This window comes from Pseudomonas sp. N2-3-1-14 (assembly GCF_041228395.1).
In the GTDB taxonomy this organism is placed as follows: Bacteria; Pseudomonadota; Gammaproteobacteria; order Pseudomonadales; family Pseudomonadaceae; genus Aquipseudomonas.
Genome location: NZ_CP166199.1, coordinates 3,567,301 through 3,585,578, shown reverse-complemented (window position 1 = coordinate 3,585,578; position 18,278 = coordinate 3,567,301). Strand labels below are relative to the sequence as shown.

The window sequence follows — 18,278 nt, the reverse complement described above, 5'->3', positions numbered from 1 at the left end:
CCATGCTTTCCAACCCTAATATCGACCTGGTGTCGCGTTTTCTTCGCCTGCCTCTGGAACAGCGCCAGCAGTTTTACCAGCGCCTGCAAAGCCGGGGCATGAGTTTCGCTCAATTGCCGATTGCCTCGATTCGCGACGCCGGGCAACCCTTGCCGCTGTCATACGCCCAAGAGCGGCAGTGGTTCCTCTGGCAACTGGACCCACACAGCGCGGCGTATCACGTGCCAGGCGCCTTGCGCTTAAAAGGGCACCTGGATAAGCCGGCCCTGCAACGCAGTTTCGACACCCTGGTGGCGCGTCATGAAAGCCTGCGCACCCGTCTGCATCTGGACGACGAGCAGCGTACGCAGCAAGTGCTGGAGCACGCGGTGATTGAAATCGCCGAAAGCACCGTCGACGAAGCACACCTCAAAGCACGCGTGGAAGAGGAGATTGCGCGCCCCTTTGATTTGCAGCGAGGCCCGCTGCTGCGGGTCAGCCTGCTGGCACTGAGTGCGGATGAGCACGTGCTGGTGCTGGTGCAGCACCATATCGTCTCCGACGGCTGGTCGATGGCCGTGATGGTGCAGGAATTGATGCAGCTTTATGCCGCCTACAGCCAGGGTCAGGATTGCACGCTGGCGCCGCTGCCGATTCAGTACGCCGACTACGCGCTGTGGCAGCGCAGTTGGATGGAAGCCGGGGAGAAGGCGCGTCAGTTGGGCTACTGGCGTGAGCTGCTCGGTGGTACGCAACCGGTGCTGGAATTGCCGTTCGATCAGCCACGTCCGGCGCAGCAGAGTTTCCTTGGCGCCCGTCAGGATATTGCGTTGGAGCCGGCGCTGGTGGCGGGCTTGAAGGCCTTGGCCCAGCGTGAAGGTGTCACGCTGTTCATGCTTTTGCTGGCTTCGTTCCAGACATTTTTGTACCGCTACAGCGGCCAGCAGGACATTCGGGTCGGCGTGCCGATTGCCAACCGTAACCGGGTCGAAACCGAGTCGCTGATCGGTTTCTTTGTCAACACCCAAGTGCTCAAGTCCGACCTCGACGGGCAGATGACCTTTGTGCAGTTGCTCCAGCACACCAAGCGCCGTGCGCTGGAAGCTCAGGCCCATCAGGATTTGCCGTTCGAGCAACTGGTGGAAGCGCTGCAACCGGAGCGCAGCCTGAGCCATAACCCGTTGTTCCAAGTGATGTTCAACCACCAGGCGAGCGCGCAAAAAACGCAACAGCAATTGCCGGGGCTGGTGGTGGCCAATCTGGAGTGGGACACCCAAAGCGCTCAGTTCGATTTGAGCCTGGATACTCAGGAAACCGACGACGGTATCTGGGCATCCCTGACCTATGCCACCGACCTGTTCGGTGCTGCCACCGCGTCGCGCATGCTGGGGCAATGGTTGGGCCTGTTGCAGGCGGCGGTGGCCAACCCTGCATCGCCGTTGCAGGACCTGGCGATCATGTGCGCTGAAGAGCGCCAACGGCTCGTTTATCAATGCAATGCCACCGAGCGCGACTACCCGCAAGGGCAGTGGGTGCATCAACTGTTCGAAACACGGGTGCTGGTGCAACCGCAGGCCCTTGCTGTGTGCTTTGGCGATACGGCCTTAAGTTATGCCGAGCTGAACCGCCAAGCCAACCGCCTGGCCCATCGCTTGACGGAAGCGGGCGTCGGCCCCGACGTGCTGGTTGGCTTGGCCGTCGAGCGCTCCATAGAGATGGTCATCGGTTTGCTGGCAGTGCTCAAGGCCGGCGGGGCGTATGTACCGCTGGACCCAGAATACCCGCGTGAACGCCTGGCCTATATGCTCCAAGACAGCGGCGTGAAACTGCTGCTGACACAGGCGCACCTGCTCGGCCAACTGCCGGTTCCACAAGGTCTGGAAACGCTGGTGCTGGACGAGTCGCGGTTGGAAGGCTACAGCGAGGCGAACCCAGAGATCGTGCTGGACGGTGAAAACCTCGCCTACGTGATCTACACCTCAGGTTCCACTGGGCAGCCAAAAGGCGCCGGCAACCGGCACTCGGCGTTGCTCAACCGCCTGCAATGGATGCAGGAGGCCTATGGTCTGGACAGCGATGACACAGTGCTGCAGAAGACCCCCTTCAGTTTCGACGTGTCGGTGTGGGAGTTCTTCTGGCCGTTGATGACCGGTTCGCGCCTGGTGGTCGCCGCGCCGGGTGATCATCGCGACCCTGCCAAGCTGATCAAGCTGATCAACCAGGAGAAAATCACCACACTGCACTTCGTGCCGTCGATGTTGCAGGCGTTCCTGCAAGACCCGGCGGTGTCCACGTGCCAGAGCCTGCAACGTATTGTGTGCAGCGGCGAGGCGTTGCCGGTGGATGCGCAGCAACAAGTATTGGCCAAACTGCCGCAAGCCGGGCTCTACAACCTGTACGGCCCGACCGAAGCGGCCATCGACGTGACCCATTGGACCTGCATTGAGGAAGGCCGCGACGCAGTGCCGATCGGCCGTCCGATTGCCAACCTCGGTTGCTACATTCTCGACAGCAATTTTGAACCGGTGCCGGTTGGCGTGCTCGGTGAGTTGTACCTGGGCGGCGTCGGCCTAGCGCGGGGTTACCACCGCCGCCCGGCGCTGACTGCCGAGCGTTTTATCGCTCACCCTTTTGTCACTGGCGAGCGCTTGTATCGCACCGGCGACCTGGCGCGTTATCGCGAAGACGGTGTGATCGAATACGCCGGGCGGATCGACCATCAGGTCAAGTTGCGCGGTTTGCGTATTGAGCTGGGTGAAATCGAAGCGCGCCTGCTGGAACACGAGCACGTTCGCGAAGCTGCGGTGGTGGCGGTGGATGGCAAATACCTGGTTGGCTACGTGGTGTTGCACACCGCTGCCGAGGGCTGGCGCGAAGTGCTTGGTGCCCACCTCGCGCAGCATCTGCCGGATTACATGGTACCGGCGCAGTGGGTCCCGGTTGAGCAGATGCCGTTGAGCCCCAACGGCAAGCTGGACCGCAAGGCCCTGCCCAAGCCCGAAGCCGCACAGCACTATGAAGCCCCGCAAAGCGCGCTGGAACAACGGATCGCTGCGATTTGGGCCGACGTGCTCGGTATTGAGCAGGTGGGCCTGAACGACAACTTCTTCGAGCGCGGTGGCGACTCGATCATTTCGATCCAGGTGGTCAGTCGCGCCCGCGCCGCCGGTATTCACTTCACCGCCAAGGCGCTGTTCCAGCATCAGACCGTACGCAGCCTGGCGCGAGTGGCGCAGTTGCAGGCCGCCCGCGTGATCGATCAGGGGCCGGTGCAGGGCGAGACGCCGCTGCTGCCTTTCCAACAGCTATTTTTCGCGATGCCGTTGCCGGACCGGCATCACTGGAATCAGTCCTTGCTACTGAGGCCACGCCAACCGCTGCACGCAGACCGGTTGCAAGTGGCCCTGCAATTGCTCGTCCAGCATCATGATGTGCTGCGCTTGAGTTTCAGCCAGCAGGCCGACCGTTGGACCGCTCGCCATGACGCGCCAATGGCGACCTTGCTGTGGCAGGAGACCGTGCAAGACGATGCCGAGCTGCTGGCCCTCTGCGAGCGCGCCCAGAGCAGTCTCGACCTGCAACAAGGTCAGTTGTTGCGTGCGGTACTTGCCGACTTGGCTGACGGTTCGCAGCGTCTGTTGCTGGTCATGCACCATCTGGTGGTGGACGGGGTTTCCTGGCGCGTATTTCTCGAAGACCTGCAGAGCCTGTATCGCCAACACGCACTGCCGGCGAAGACCTCATCGTTCAAAGCGTGGGCTGAACGCTTGCAGGCCCATGCACGCAGTGAAGCGATGACACGCGAGAAGCAATTCTGGCTGCAACAGCTTCAAGGCATAGACACCGACTTGCCATGCCGCGACCCGCACGCCGCGCGCCCCGGTCGTTTGGCGCAGACGGTGGTCAGCCAGCTGGATGCCGAACGCACCCGGCAGCTGCTGCAACAAGCGCCCACGGCTTATCGTACTCAGATCAACGACCTGCTGTTGACCGCCCTGGCGCGGGTGATCTGCCAATGGACCGGGCAGGCATCAAGCCTGATCCAGCTGGAAGGCCATGGCCGTGAAGACCTGTTTGACGACATCGACCTGACCCGCACCCTGGGCTGGTTCACCAGCCTGTTCCCGGTACGGCTGACGCCGACCGCAACCCTGGCCGGCTCGATCAAGCAGATCAAAGAGCAATTACGCGCCGTACCCGACAAAGGCTTGGGTTTTGGCGCGCTGCGCTACCTGGGCGATGACGCTACACGCCAAGCGTTGAGCAAGCTGCCGGTGCCGCGTATCACCTTCAACTACCTCGGCCAGCTCGACGCCAGCCTTGATCAGCCGGACGCCTTGTTCGCCCCCGCCACGGAAAGTACCGGTGCCGAACAAAGCCCCGACGCGCCGCTGGGCAACTGGTTGACGCTCAACGGTCAAGTGTATGGCGGTGAACTGCAGGTGAGCTGGACGTTCAGCCCGCTGATGTTCGACTCCCACGTCATCGAAGCCCTGGGCGCTGCCTTTACCCGCGAACTCAGCGACCTGGTGGAGCATTGCTGCACACCTGGCAACAGCGGGGTTACCGCTTCCGACTTCCCGTTGGCGCGCCTGAACCAGCAACAACTCGAATCGCTGCCGTTGGCCGCCGATGCCGTGGAAGACATCTACACCTTGTCGCCGATGCAGCAAGGCATGCTGTTCCACACCCTCTATGAGCACGCAGCGGGGGATTACATCAGCCAGATCCGCGTTACGGCTGAAGGCCTGGATGTGCCGCGCTTCGAGCAGGCGTGGCAGGCCACCGTGCAGGCCCATGAGGTATTGCGTAGCGGGTTCTTCTGGGAGGGCCAGCTGGAATGGCCGTGCCAGGTCGTTTACCGCGAGGCGCCGTTAATGGTCGAGGAGCTCGACTGGCGCGCCATGCCCGAGCGTGAGCTTGAGTTGCACCATTTGCAGTTGGCCCAGCGTCGCCAGGGTTTTGATGTGACCAAGGCGCCGTTGGTGCGGTTACTGCTGGTGCGCACCGAAGACCAGCGCCATGAGCTGATTTACACCAGCCACCACATTCTGATGGACGGCTGGAGCAACTCGCGGCTGTTTGGTGAAGTGCTGCAACGCTATGCCGGTGTGGCAGTACCGCCCGCCATCGGACGCTATCGCGACTACATTGGCTGGCTGCAACAGCGTGATGCGGGCGCGACCGAAGCGTTCTGGCGCGAGCAGTTGAGCGCATTGCAAACGCCGACTCGCTTGGGCAGCAACCTGGCGCAGGCCGGTGAAGGGTATGGCGAGTATCAGTACAGCCTCGACCGCCCGTTGACGGCGCAGCTGGAAGCCTGTGCGCGCAGCAATAAGGTCACCCTGAACACATTGGTCCAGGCCGCCTGGCTGGTTCTGTTGCAACGGCACAGCGGGCAGTCGGTGGTGTCCTTCGGTGCCACCGTGGCCGGGCGCCCGGCGGAACTGGTGGGAGTGGAGCAACAAATCGGCCTGTTCATCAATACCTTGCCGGTGATCTGTGCGGTAGACGGGCAGCAGTCGGTGGCGCACTGGTTGCAGGCGGTGCAGGCGCAGAACCTGGCCTTGCGCGAGCATGAACATACTGCCCTTTACGATATTCAACGCTGGGCCGGGCAGGGTGGTGCGGCGTTGTTCGACAACATCCTGGTGTTCGAGAACTACCCGGTATCCAAAGCCCTGGAGCAGAGCGGCGGCAGTGGCATTCGGTTTGGCGAGCCCAAGGCGCATGAACAAACCAGCTACCCGCTGACCGTGCTGGTGGATATGGGCGAGACGCTGTCGCTGCAATTGAGTTTCGCCCATGCGCACTTCAATGCCTTGACCGTGCAAGGTTATGCCCGTCATCTGGTCAACCTGCTGCAGGCCATGGCCAATGACCAGGGGCAACGCCTGGCTGATTTGCCAATGCTCGACGCTGCCGAGCATCAGCGGGTGGTCCATGACTGGAATGCCACGGCACGCGATTACCCGTTGCAGCGTTGCGTGCACGCGTTAATTGAAGAACAGGTCGCCCGTACACCGCAGGCGCCGGCGTTGGCCTTTGGTCAACAGCGCCTGAGCTACACCGAACTGAATTGCCGTGCCAACCGCTTGGCTCATCGCCTGATAGCGGCCGGTGTGGGCCCGGATGTACTGGTGGGCCTGGCTGTGGAGCGCTCAATCGAAATGGTCGTCGGCCTGCTGGCGGTACTCAAGGCCGGCGGCGCCTATGTGCCGCTGGACCCGGAGTACCCGCGCGAGCGCCTGGCCTACATGCTCGAAGACAGTGGCGTTAAGCTGTTGCTGACCCAGGCGCATCTGTTGGAGCAGTTGCCGGTTCCATCCGCACTGGACACCCTGGTCCTGGGCGAGTCCTGGTTCGAGGGCTATAGCGAAGCGAATCCCGGTGTCGCATTGGAGGGCGAAAACCTCGCCTATGTGATCTACACCTCGGGCTCCACCGGCCAGCCCAAAGGCGCCGGCAACCGCCATTCGGCCCTGACCAATCGCTTGCAATGGATGCAGGACGCTTATGCCCTGGATGTCAGTGACACCGTGCTGCAAAAGACTCCGTTCAGCTTTGACGTGTCGGTGTGGGAGTTCTTCTGGCCCCTGATGACTGGCTCACGCCTGGTGGTTGCCGCACCTGGGGATCACCGCGACCCTACCAAGCTGGTCAAGCTGATCAATGCCGAGCAGATCACCACAGTGCACTTTGTGCCGTCGATGTTGCAGACGTTCCTGCAAGACCCCATGGTTGCAACCTGTCATACCTTGCACCGCATCGTGTGCAGCGGCGAGGCGCTTGCAGTGGACGCGCAGCAGCAAGTGTTCGCCAAGCTGCCGCAGGCCGGGCTCTACAATTTGTACGGCCCGACCGAAGCGGCTATTGATGTGACCCACTGGACCTGCGTCGATGAAGGCCGCGATGCGGTGCCGATCGGGCGCCCGATCGCCAACCTGGGTTGCTACATTCTCGACAGCCACTTCGAACCCGTCCCGGTGGGCGTGTTGGGCGAGTTGTACCTGGGTGGCGTCGGCCTGGCCCGCGGTTACCACCGTCGCCCCGGCTTGACTGCCGAGCGCTTTATTGCCCATCCGTTTGTCGCCGGTGAGCGGCTGTACCGCACCGGCGACCTGGCCCGCTATCGTGCGGACGGCGTGATCGAATACGCCGGCCGCATCGATCATCAGGTCAAGTTGCGCGGTCTGCGTATTGAGCTGGGTGAAATCGAGGCGCGCCTGCTGGAACACGAGGCGGTGCGTGAAGCCGCGGTGTTGGCCGTTGATGGCAACTACCTGGTGGGCTACCTGGTGCTGCAACACGCCACTGACGACTGGCGTGACGTACTCAGCGCGCATCTGGCCCAACACCTGCCGGACTACATGGTGCCCGCACAGTGGATGCTGCTCGACCACATGCCCCTGAGCCCCAACGGCAAACTGGATCGTAAAGCCTTGCCCAAAGCGGATGCCCACCTGCAGGTGCGCGAATACGTCGCGCCGTCCAGCGAACTGGAACGGCAGATCGCCGCGATCTGGGCCGAGGTGCTGGACATGGAGCGAGTGGGTTTGAACGACAACTTCTTCGAGTTGGGCGGGCATTCGTTGCTGGCGACGCAGGTGGTTGTGCGGCTGCGCGAGCAATTGCACGCCGAATTCGACGTCAAATCGATTTTCACCACGCCCACCTTGGCAGACTTCAGCGCCTACGTGGCGGCCCAACAGGCAAATAATTCGCCTGTGCAGGACGCATTGGCTAAATCCTTGGAGGCCCTCAAACGTCTATCAGCAGAAGATTTGGATAAATTGATTTCCTGAGGGGCGTGGCGTGCAAGCATTAATCGAGTCGGTAGGTTCACTTTCGGCGCAACAAAAGAAAGCGTTGGCGGTAATGCTCAAGCAACAAGGCATCAACCTGTTTGAGATTGCCCCGGTTTTCAAGCGTCAGGAAGGCGAGCCGCTGCGACTCTCTTATGCCCAGGAACGGCAGTGGTTTTTGTGGCAACTGGAGCCGCAGAGCCCTGCCTACCATTTGCCACGGGCGCTGCGTTTGAAAGGCCAACTTGATCGGGCGGCCTTGCAGCGCAGCTTCGATGCCTTGGTTGCCCGCCATGAAAGCCTGCGCACCCATCTGTATCAGGATGTTGACCGAGTGTTGCAGGTGGTCCGCCCGGAACTTCACGTTGACGTTGCTTACGAAACCGCCGATGCGTTGCCGCTTGAGGCATGGGTGCAAGCGCAGGTCGCCCAACCTTTCGACCTGGAGCAAGGCCCCTTGCTGCGGGTGAAGGTCCTGCAATTGGCACCGGATGAGCACGTGCTGGTACTGGTGCTGCACCATATCGTGTCTGATGGCTGGTCGATGCAGGTTATGGTCGATGAGCTGGTGCAGTTGTACGTTGCCTACAGTCAGGGCAAAGACGTGCGGCTGCCCGAGTTGCCGATTCAATACCCGGACTACGCGCTGTGGCAGCGCAGTTGGATGGAGGCAGGGGAGAAGGAGCGCCAGCTGGGTTACTGGCGTGAGCGCTTGGGCGGTGAGCAGCCAGTGCTGGAGTTGCCGTTGGACCACCCACGGCCGGCGGTTCAGAGCTACCGTGGCGCGCGTCTGGATATCAGCCTGAATGCGGCGCTGGTCAATGGTCTCAAGGCGTTGGCGCAGCGCGAGGGGGTGACCCTGTTCATGCTGTTGCTGGCGTCGTTTCAGACGCTGTTGTATCGCTACAGCGGCCAGTCGGATATCCGTGTTGGTGTGCCGATCGCCAACCGCAACCGCGCAGAAACCGAACGTCTGATCGGGTTTTTCGTCAACACCCAGGTTTTGAAGGCTGATATCGACGGGCAAATGACCTTCAGCCAAGTGCTGGCCCAGGTCAAGCAGCGAGCTCTGGAAGCCCAGAGTCATCAGGACTTGCCCTTTGAACAATTGGTCGAGGCTTTGCAGCCCGAGCGCAGCCTGAGCCACAACCCGCTGTTTCAAGTGATGTTCAACCACCAGACCGAAGGCCATAAAGCGCAGGCCGCACAGCAATTGCCGGGCTTGCGTTGGAGGCGTTGGCGTGGGGCGATCAGAGCGCGCAGTTTGACCTCAGCCTGGATACTCAGGAGACACCCGAAGGCCTGGCGGCGTCGTTGACCTATGCCACCGACCTGTTCAACGCGGCCACTGTTGAGCGCGTGGCGCAGCATTGGCAGGCACTGTTGCGGGCCGTAGTTGCAGGCGCGGGCGATCGCGTCGCGCAACTGCCGATGTTGACCGATGATGAGCAGTGCGGCCTCTTGCAGGACTGGAATCACAGTGCTGCGGCGTTCGTGGAACCCGCAGGCGTGCACGGCCTGTTTGAGGCGCAGGCGCGGCAACAGCCTGAGGCTATCGTCTTGTGCCTGGGCGAGCAGTCCATCAGCTATGCCGAGCTGAACCGGCAAGCGAACCGCCTGGCCCATTACCTGATCAACCAGGGCGTTGGCGCCGAGGTGATGGTGGGCGTGGCGGTGGAGCGCTCGTTTGCCATGGTGGTCAGCCTGCTGGCGGTGCTCAAGGCCGGGGGCGCTTATGTGCCCCTGGATCCGCAATACCCGCGCGAACGCCTGTTGCACATGCTTGAAGACAGCGCCGTGCGCCTGGTGCTGTGTCAATCGTCAGTGCCATTGCCGCTTCCGGAGCAGATTGCGCGGCTGGATATCGATCGCATCGATGGCGTGCTGCACGGCACCTCCGAGGTCAACCCCCGGGTCTGGGTCGATCCACAGAGCCTGGCCTACGTGATCTACACCTCCGGTTCCACCGGCAAGCCCAAGGGCGTGGCGATCAACCACGCGGCACTCACGGAATTCTCGAGTATTGCCGCCGGCTATTCGCAGTTGTCCCCAGCGGATCGCGTGTTGCAGTTTGCAACCCTGAACTTCGATGGGTTCGTGGAGCAGTTGTACCCGGCGCTGACCCACGGCGCCACGGTGATCCTGCGTGGCCCCGAGTTGTGGGACAGTGCTCGGTTGTATGAGGAAATCATCAAGCAGGGCATTACCCTGGCCGACTTGCCGACCGCCTACTGGAACCTGTTTCTGCTCGATTGCCTGGCGGCCGGGCCGCGCGCTTACGGCGCGCTTCGCCAGGTCCATATCGGCGGTGAAGCCATGCCGCTGGAGGGGCCGGCGCAATGGCTGAAAGCCGGCCTGGGCCATGTACGATTGCTCAATACCTACGGGCCGACCGAAGCGACGGTGGTGTCGAGTGTGCTGGACTGCACCTGCAGCAGTGAAGTCATCGGCGCCACGGCCAGCCCCATTGGCCGCTCATTGCCGGGCCGCGCTTTGTACGTGTTGGACCGCGACCTGAACTTGGCGCCGTTGGGGGCGGTCGGCGAACTGTACATCGCCAGCCGCTGTGGCTTGGCACGTGCCTATTTGAACCGCGCACTGCTTACGGCTGAGCGCTTTGTGCCGGACCCGTTCGGTGCAGTCGGCGAGCGTCTCTACCGCACCGGCGACTTGGCACGCTACCGCGCCGACGGCGTGATTGAGTATGTGGGGCGGGTCGACCACCAGGTCAAAATCCGCGGTTTCCGTATCGAACTGGGCGAAATCGAAGCGCTGTTGCTCGCCCAGCACGGGGTGCGCGAAACATTGGTGCTGGCGGCCGACAATCAACTGGTTGCCTACCTGGTCGCCGAGCAGCACGACGCCGAAGCGCTCAAGGCCAGGCTGCGTGAACAGCTGCCGGACTACATGGTGCCGGCCCACCTGGTCTTCCTTGACCGCATGCCGTTGAACCCTAATGGCAAGCTGGACCGTCAGGCGCTGCCCAAACCCGACGCCAGCCAATCGCTGCAGGCCTGGGTTGCACCGGTCACCGAGCTGGAGCAGCAGATAGCCGCCGTGTGGGCGCAAATCCTCGGCGCAGAGCGGGTCGGGCTGACCGACCACTTCTTTGAAATGGGTGGCCATTCGTTGTTGGCGATGCAGGTGGTTTCACGCCTGCGCCATGAATTGGGACGTGAAGTGCCACTCAAGCTGGTATTCGAGCAACCGCGTCTTGAAGGCTTCGCCGCAGCGTTGCACGCATTGGAAGCGGTCGAGGGTGAACAGGCGCCGGCACTTGTACAGGTCGGACGCGATCAACCGTTACCGCTGTCTTATGCCCAGGAGCGCCAGTGGTTCCTCTGGCAGCTGGACCCAGGCAGTGCCGCGTACCATATCCCCAGTGCCCTGCGCCTCAAGGGGCCGCTGGATACGTCGGCGTTGCAGCGCAGTTTCGATGTGCTGGTCGCTCGCCATGAAAGCCTGCGCACTTACGTCGAACCGCAACCGGACGGTGCACGGCAAGCTATTCGCCCGCAGATGGCGTTGCCCATCCAGTGCGTAGACGTGCACGAGCACGACGTGCAGGCGCAGGTAGAAGCCGAAATCGCGCGTCCGTTCGACCTGCAAGCAGGGCCTTTGCTGCGCGTGACGTTGCTGCGTGTGGCACAGGATGACCACGTACTGGTGCTGGTGCAGCACCATATCGTCTCCGACGGTTGGTCGATGCAGGTAATGGTTGATGAGCTGGTGCAGCTCTACCAGGCGTTCAGTCAGGGGCAATTGTTGCAATTGCCGGCGATGCCGATTCAATACGCCGACTTTGCCGTATGGCAGCGTAACTGGATGGACGCTGGTGAGAGGGCGCGCCAACTGGCCTACTGGCGCGAACTGCTGGGTGGCGAGCAACCGGTATTGGAATTGCCGTTCGACCACCAACGCCCCGCGCAACAGAGCCATCGCGGCGCGCGCCTCGATGTGCCGTTGCCCGCCAGCCTGGTCGACAGTCTTAAAGCCCTGGCCCAGGCTCAGGGCGTGACGATGTTTATGCTATTGCTGGCCTCGTTCCAGGCGTTGCTGCACCGCTACAGCGGCCAGCAAGACATCCGCGTCGGTGTGCCGATTGCCAACCGCAACCGCGTTGAAACCGAGCGCCTGATTGGCTTCTTCGTCAACACTCAGGTACTCAAGGTCGACCTCGACGGGCCTATCACTGTTGCCGAGCTTCTGGCCCAGGTCAAACAGCGTGCGCTAGATGCCCAGGCCCACCAGGACCTGCCGTTCGAACAGCTGGTGGAGGCCCTGCAGCCGGAACGCAGCCTGAGCCTCAACCCGTTATTCCAAGTGATGTTCAACTATCAAAGCGAAGGGCGCTTGGGCGCGCAGTCGCAGACGCTGTCCAATTTGCGCATTGAAGGCCTGGAGTGGGAGCGCCGTACCGCGCACTTTGACCTCGATCTGGATGTGCATGAAAGCTCCGAGGGGCTGTGGGCTTCGCTGGGCTACGCTACCGACTTGTTCGAGCCTGCGACCCTCGAGCACATGGCGCGTCACTGGCAAAACCTGTTGCAGGCGATGGTTGCCGATGTGCAGCAGAACATTGGCCAATTGAACCTGTTGGACAGCGACGAGCAGCAACACATTCTGAACCTGTGGGATCAGACCGACGCAGGCTTCTCGGCCGAGCGTCTGGTGCATGAGTTGTTCGCTGATCGTGCGCGGGAAAACCCGCATGCAGTGGCGGTCAAGTTCGACGCGCAGACCTTGTCCTATGGGGAATTGGACCGCCAAGCCAACCGCCTGGCGCATGCGCTGATCGCCCGTGGTGTCGGCCCGGAAGTGCGCGTGGCCATCGCCATGCCGCGCAGTGCCGAGATTATGGTCGCGTTCCTCGCGGTCATGAAAGCCGGTGGTGTGTACGTGCCACTGGATATTGAATACCCACGTGATCGGCTGCTGTACATGATGCAAGACAGCCGCGCGAAGTTGTTGCTGACGCACACCAGTGCCTTGCAGCAACTACCGATCGCCGATGGCCTGGACAGCCTGGCGATTGACCGTAGCGAGCTGTGGTGTGATTACAGCGATACCGCGCCCGATGTGCAGTTGGACGGCGACAACCTCGCGTACGTGATCTACACCTCAGGCTCCACCGGCATGCCCAAGGGTGTGGCCGTTTCCCACGGCCCGTTGGTGGCGCATATCATCGCCACCGGCGAGCGCTATGAAACGTCGCCCGCCGATTGCGAACTGCATTTCATGTCCTTCGCATTCGACGGCGCCCACGAAGGCTGGATGCACCCGCTGATCAATGGCGCCAGTGTGCTGATACGCGACGATAGCCTGTGGCTGCCGGAATACACCTACGCACAAATGCACCGCCATAACGTGACCATGGCCGTGTTCCCGCCGGTGTACCTGCAACAGCTGGCTGAACATGCCGAGCGCGACGGTAACCCACCACCAGTGCGTGTTTACTGCTTCGGCGGTGACGCAGTGGCGCAGGCCAGCTACGACCTGGCGTGGCGTGCGCTCAAGCCGACCTACCTGTTCAACGGCTACGGTCCGACGGAAACCGTGGTTACGCCGTTGCTATGGAAAGCCCATCGTGGCGACCCCTGCGGCGCCGTCTACGCACCGATTGGCACACTGCTGGGCAACCGCAGCGGCTATGTGCTGGATTCGCAACTGAACCTGCAACCGATCGGCGTGGCGGGTGAGTTGTACCTGGGCGGGGAGGGCGTGGCTCGCGGTTATCTGGAGCGTCCGGCACTGACTGCCGAGCGCTTCGTGCCGGACCCGTTCGGCAAACCTGGCAGCCGTGTGTATCGCAGCGGCGACCTCACCCGTGGTCGCCCTGATGGTGTGGTGGATTACCTCGGCCGCGTCGACCATCAGGTAAAAATCCGTGGGTTCCGTATCGAGCTGGGCGAAATCGAAGCACGTCTGCGCGAACAGGACAGCGTCGGTGAAACCGTGGTTGTGGCCCAGGAAGGTCCGACCGGCAAACAGCTGGTGGCGTATGTGGTCCCCGCTGACCCTGCGTTGATCAACGCGGTCGAATTTCGCGAAGCCCTGCGCAGAGCGCTCAAAGCCTGCCTGCCGGACTACATGGTCCCGGCGCACTTTGTGTTTTTGACGCAAATGCCATTGACCCCCAACGGCAAGCTTGATCGCAAAGGCCTGCCGCAGTCGGATACAGCGCAGTCGCAGGGCGTGTGGATTGAACCGGTCACGCCATTGCAGCAGCAGGTGGCGGCGATCTGGGCTCAGGTGTTGGGGGCCGAGCGCATTGGTCTGACGGACCACTTTTTCGAGCTGGGCGGGCACTCGTTGCTGGCCATGCAGGTGATCTCCCGAGTGCGTCAACTGCTTGAGCGCGAAGTGGCGCTGCGTACCTTGTTTGAACAGCCGCAACTGGAAGGGTTTGTGCTGGCACTGCAGGCCGCTGATCGTGACTTGGCGCCGCCGATGGTGGCGATCGAGCGGGACCAGCCGTTGGTGCTGTCATTTGCGCAGGAGCGCCAGTGGTTCCTATGGCAACTGGACCCTCACAGCGCTGCCTACCATATTCCGAGTATTTTGCGCCTGAGCGGTCAGCTTGATCAGCAGGCCTTGCAATGCAGTTTTGACGCGTTGGTCGCACGGCATGAGAGCTTGCGCACCCGTATCGACCAGCAGGATGAGGCTGTGGTGCAAGTGATTCACCCGGCCGAACCGGTGCTGATTACGCGTGTAGATGCCCTTCAAAGCACGCTGCAGCAACAGGTGGAGGCCGAAATTGCCCGGCCTTTCGACCTGCAGCAAGGGCCACTGCTGCGCGTCACGCTGATGCGTTTGGCCGAAGACCTGCATGTGCTGGTATTGGTGCAGCACCATATCGTCTGCGATGGTTGGTCGATGCAGGTTATGGTCGATGAACTGGTGCAGTTGTATGGTGCTTATCGCCAGGGCGAGGTGGCGCAGTTACCGGCGTTGCCGTTGCAGTATGCCGATTACGCGCACTGGCAACGCCAGTGGATGGCGGCCGGGGAGCGTGAGCGCCAATTGACCTATTGGCGCGAGTTGCTGGGTGGCGAGCAACCCGTATTGGAGCTGCCGACGGCGCGTGCGCGCCCGGCGGTGCAAAGCTATCGTGGCGCGAGCCTGGACGTCGAGTTGCCAGCGCAACTGGCCGCCGGGCTCAACGCCTTGGCGCAGCGCGAAGGTGTGACGGTGTTTATGCTGTTGCTCGCGTCATTCCAGAGCCTGTTGTATCGCTACAGCGGCCAGCAGGACATTCGCGTGGGTGTGCCGATTGCCAACCGCAACCGTGTCGACGTCGAACGTCTAGTGGGTTTTTTCGTCAATACCCAGGTGCTCAAGGCCGACCTCGACGAGCAAATCACCGTTCGCCAGTTGCTGCAGCAGGTCAAGCGCCGCAGCCTGGATGCCCAGAGCCACCAGGACCTGCCGTTCGAGCAATTGGTCGAAGCGCTGCAGCCGGAGCGCAACCTGAGCCATAACCCTTTGTTCCAAGTGTTGTTCAACCACCAGAGCGATGCAGGCCTGGTCACTCAAGGCCGATACTTGCCTGACTTGCGTGTGGAAGGCCTGGACTGGGGCAGCCAGACCGCGCAGTTCGACCTGAGCCTGGACACCCAGGCATCGGCGGATGGCATCTGGGCCACACTTACTTATGCAACTGACTTGTTCGAGCCTGCCATGCTTCAGCGCATGCTTAAGCATTGGCAGAATATCCTGCAAGGCATGCTCGACGACCCGCAGCAGCGGGTCAGCCAGCTGCCGTTGCTGGACCGCACAGAGCAACGGGTGGCGCTGCAAGACTGGAACGCCACCGAGCAGGACTATACGCAGCAGCCCGTTCATCAATTGATCGAAGCACAGGTCGAGCGTGCCCCGCATGCACCGGCTTTGGTCTTTGCCGAACAACGCCTGACGTACGCCGAGCTCAACCGCCGTGCCAACCGCCTGGCCCATCGCTTGATGGAGGCGGGTGTCGGACCGGATGTATTGGTTGGGGTAGCCGTAGAGCGTTCGATTGAAATGGTCGTCAGCCTGCTGGCGGTGCTCAAGGCCGGTGGCGCTTACGTACCGCTCGACCCTGAATACCCGCGCGAGCGCTTGGCCTACATGCTGCAAGACAGTGGCGTGAAGCTGTTACTCACGCAGGCGCATCTTTTGGAGCAGCTGCCGATTTCCCCAGGGCTGGACTGCCTGGTGGTAGGGGAATCCTGGTTCGAGGGTTACAGCGATGCCAACCCTGGCATCGCGCTGTATGACGAAAACCTCGCTTATATGATTTACACCTCAGGCTCCACCGGCCAGCCCAAAGGCGCTGGTAACCGTCATTCGGCGCTGACCAACCGCTTGTGCTGGATGCAGGACGCGTACGCGTTGAGTGCCAGTGACACAGTCTTGCAAAAGACGCCGTTCAGCTTTGATGTATCGGTGTGGGAGTTCTTCTGGCCGCTGATGACTGGCGCGCGCCTGGTGGTGGCCGCACCCGGTGATCATCGCGACCCCGCCAGGTTGGTGGCGTTGATTAACGCCGAACGCGTCACCACGCTGCACTTCGTGCCGTCGATGTTGCAGGCTTTTCTGCAAGACACCGCGGTTGACACCTGCCATACCTTGCAGCGCATCGTGTGCAGTGGCGAAGCGTTGCCGGTGGACGCGCAACAGCAGGTTTTCTCCAAACTGCCGCAGGCCGCGTTGTATAACCTGTATGGGCCAACTGAAGCGGCTATCGACGTGACCCACTGGGTGTGCGTCGACGAAGGGCGTGACACGGTGCCCATTGGACAGCCAATCGCCAACCTGCGTACCTACGTGCTGGACGCGGATCTGCAGGCGGTTGCCGTGGGCGTGGCGGGCGAGCTGTACTTGGGCGGTGTCGGGTTGGCGCGCGGTTACCATCGACGTGCGGGGCTCACGGCTGAGCGGTTTGTCGCTTCGCCTTTCCAGCCGGGTGAGCGTTTGTACCGCACCGGCGACCGCGTGTGCCAACGAGCCGACGGGGTTATTGAATACCTTGGGCGACTGGATCATCAGGTCAAGCTGCGAGGCCTGCGTATCGAGTTGGGCGAGATTGAGGCGCGCATCCTCGAACACCCCCAAGTGCAAGAGGCCTCGGTGCAGGTCATCGACGGCAAGCAGCTTGTGGGCTATCTGGTGTTGCAGGCCCCGAGCGAGCGCTGGCGCGAATCCCTCAGTGCGTATCTTCTGGCGCATTTGCCTGACTACATGGTGCCGGCGCAATGGGTGCTGCTGGCGCAGATGCCTCTGAGCCCGAATGGCAAGCTGGATCGCAAGGCATTGCCGGCGCCCGGTGCGGATCAGCATGATCGCGTCTACCAGGCGCCGCAGACTCCGCTGGAACAACGCCTCGCGGTTATCTGGCGCGAGGTACTGGGCGTTGAGCGAGTGGGGTTGAATGACAACTTCTTTGAACTGGGCGGGCACTCATTGTTGGTGCTGATGCTCAAGGAGCGCATTCGCAAGGCCACCGGAACAATGCTGTCAGTCAGCCAATTGATGCTCAACCCGACGGTGGCGGGGCAGGTGGCTTGCCTGGGAGGCGAGACCCGCCACTCGCTGATCGTCAACCTCAACAGTCAGACCCAAGGCACGCCATTGTTTCTGTTCCACCCCAGCTACGGTTCGGTGCATTGCTATAAGGCCATTGGCCTGGCGCTGCGCGATCAGCGGCCGGTGCTTGGTGTGATCAGTCGGGCCTTGGTTGAAGAGGGCAGTGACGTGCCCGGCTGGCAGGCCATGGTTGAGGACTACACCGCCCAGCTGCTCGACGCCGTGCCGCAAGGCCCGTATCGCCTGGCCGGCTGGTCGCTGGGCGGCAATCTGGCCATGGAGGTCGCGTATGCGCTGGAGCAGGCCGGGCGCGTGGTGGAGGTTGTTGGTTGGATCGACGCATCGCCGCCGTATTGGCTCAAGGCGTATTGGGAAACGGCGGTGGTGGCTGATGACAGTGAGTTGCCGGTAAATCAGCGGCGTGTCGAGCTGTTACAGGTCATGTTCCCGGAGTCGAGCCAATCGATCCAGGCTGCCTGGTTGCAAAGCCAGACGCTTGCGGGCGAAGAGACTCAGCAATGGCAGGCCTTCAGTACCTGGGCCGAAGGTGCGCTGGGTGACACTTTCCTGGAGATCAAGAGCACCTTGCTTGAAGGGGATGAAGCGCAGATCTCCTGGGAGCTGGACCGCACTTTGGGCCAGCGCCTCAAGGACGCTGATTTCAAGCCGATCAACGCGCCGATCAGTTGCTGGTGGGCCGCCGCAAGCCGGGCTGGCCAGCATCGTCAGTCGATAGAGGCAAGCATGCAGCAGGTCATGGGCCGGCCGTGCATTCAGCAGTCAGTACTGATCGACTCTACCCATGATCGAATCATCGATAACGCCGCGTTCGTGCAGAGCTTTGCTGATGCAATGAAGTAACGCTCTGGACAAAAAGCAACGCCCCTGGACCTTTGTCCAGGGGCGTTTTTTTATGGGCGTTAT

At 61.9% G+C, this 18,278-nt stretch carries 3 protein-coding genes and 3 pseudogenes; all 6 read left to right on the top strand.

From position 1 onward, the window contains the following. Positions 1-2 precede the first annotated feature (2 nt). A pseudogene (locus tag AB5I78_RS16415) lies at positions 3-1,403 on the top strand (condensation domain-containing protein); the annotation flags it as partial. A gap of 33 nt (positions 1,404-1,436) precedes the next feature. After that, positions 1,437-3,146: pseudogene (locus tag AB5I78_RS16410) on the top strand (amino acid adenylation domain-containing protein); the annotation flags it as partial. Continuing rightward, a pseudogene (locus tag AB5I78_RS16405) lies at positions 3,123-4,586 on the top strand (condensation domain-containing protein); the annotation flags it as partial. The pseudogenes AB5I78_RS16410 and AB5I78_RS16405, both read left to right, overlap by 24 nt. Positions 4,587-4,643: 57 nt before the next feature. Next, positions 4,644-7,784: an amino acid adenylation domain-containing protein gene (locus tag AB5I78_RS16400; protein ID WP_370004778.1), complete on the top strand. Its 3,141-nt coding sequence runs from the start codon at positions 4,644-4,646 to the stop codon at positions 7,782-7,784. A gap of 10 nt (positions 7,785-7,794) precedes the next feature. Further along, the gene (locus tag AB5I78_RS16395) at positions 7,795-9,102 is read left to right on the top strand and encodes a condensation domain-containing protein (protein ID WP_370003030.1); all 1,308 of its coding nucleotides are present in this window, start codon (positions 7,795-7,797) and stop codon (positions 9,100-9,102) included. Continuing rightward, positions 9,021-18,215 (top strand): amino acid adenylation domain-containing protein, encoded by a 9,195-nt coding sequence (locus AB5I78_RS16390; protein WP_370003027.1) that lies wholly within the window; start codon positions 9,021-9,023, stop codon positions 18,213-18,215. The genes AB5I78_RS16395 and AB5I78_RS16390 overlap by 82 nt, the downstream gene beginning before the upstream one ends. Positions 18,216-18,278 lie beyond the last annotated feature (63 nt).

Coding starts and splice junctions, on each gene's coding strand:
- AB5I78_RS16400 (WP_370004778.1), top strand. CDS start 4,644: ATGCAGCAAGGCATGCTGTTCCACACCCTCTATGAGCACGCAGCGGGG.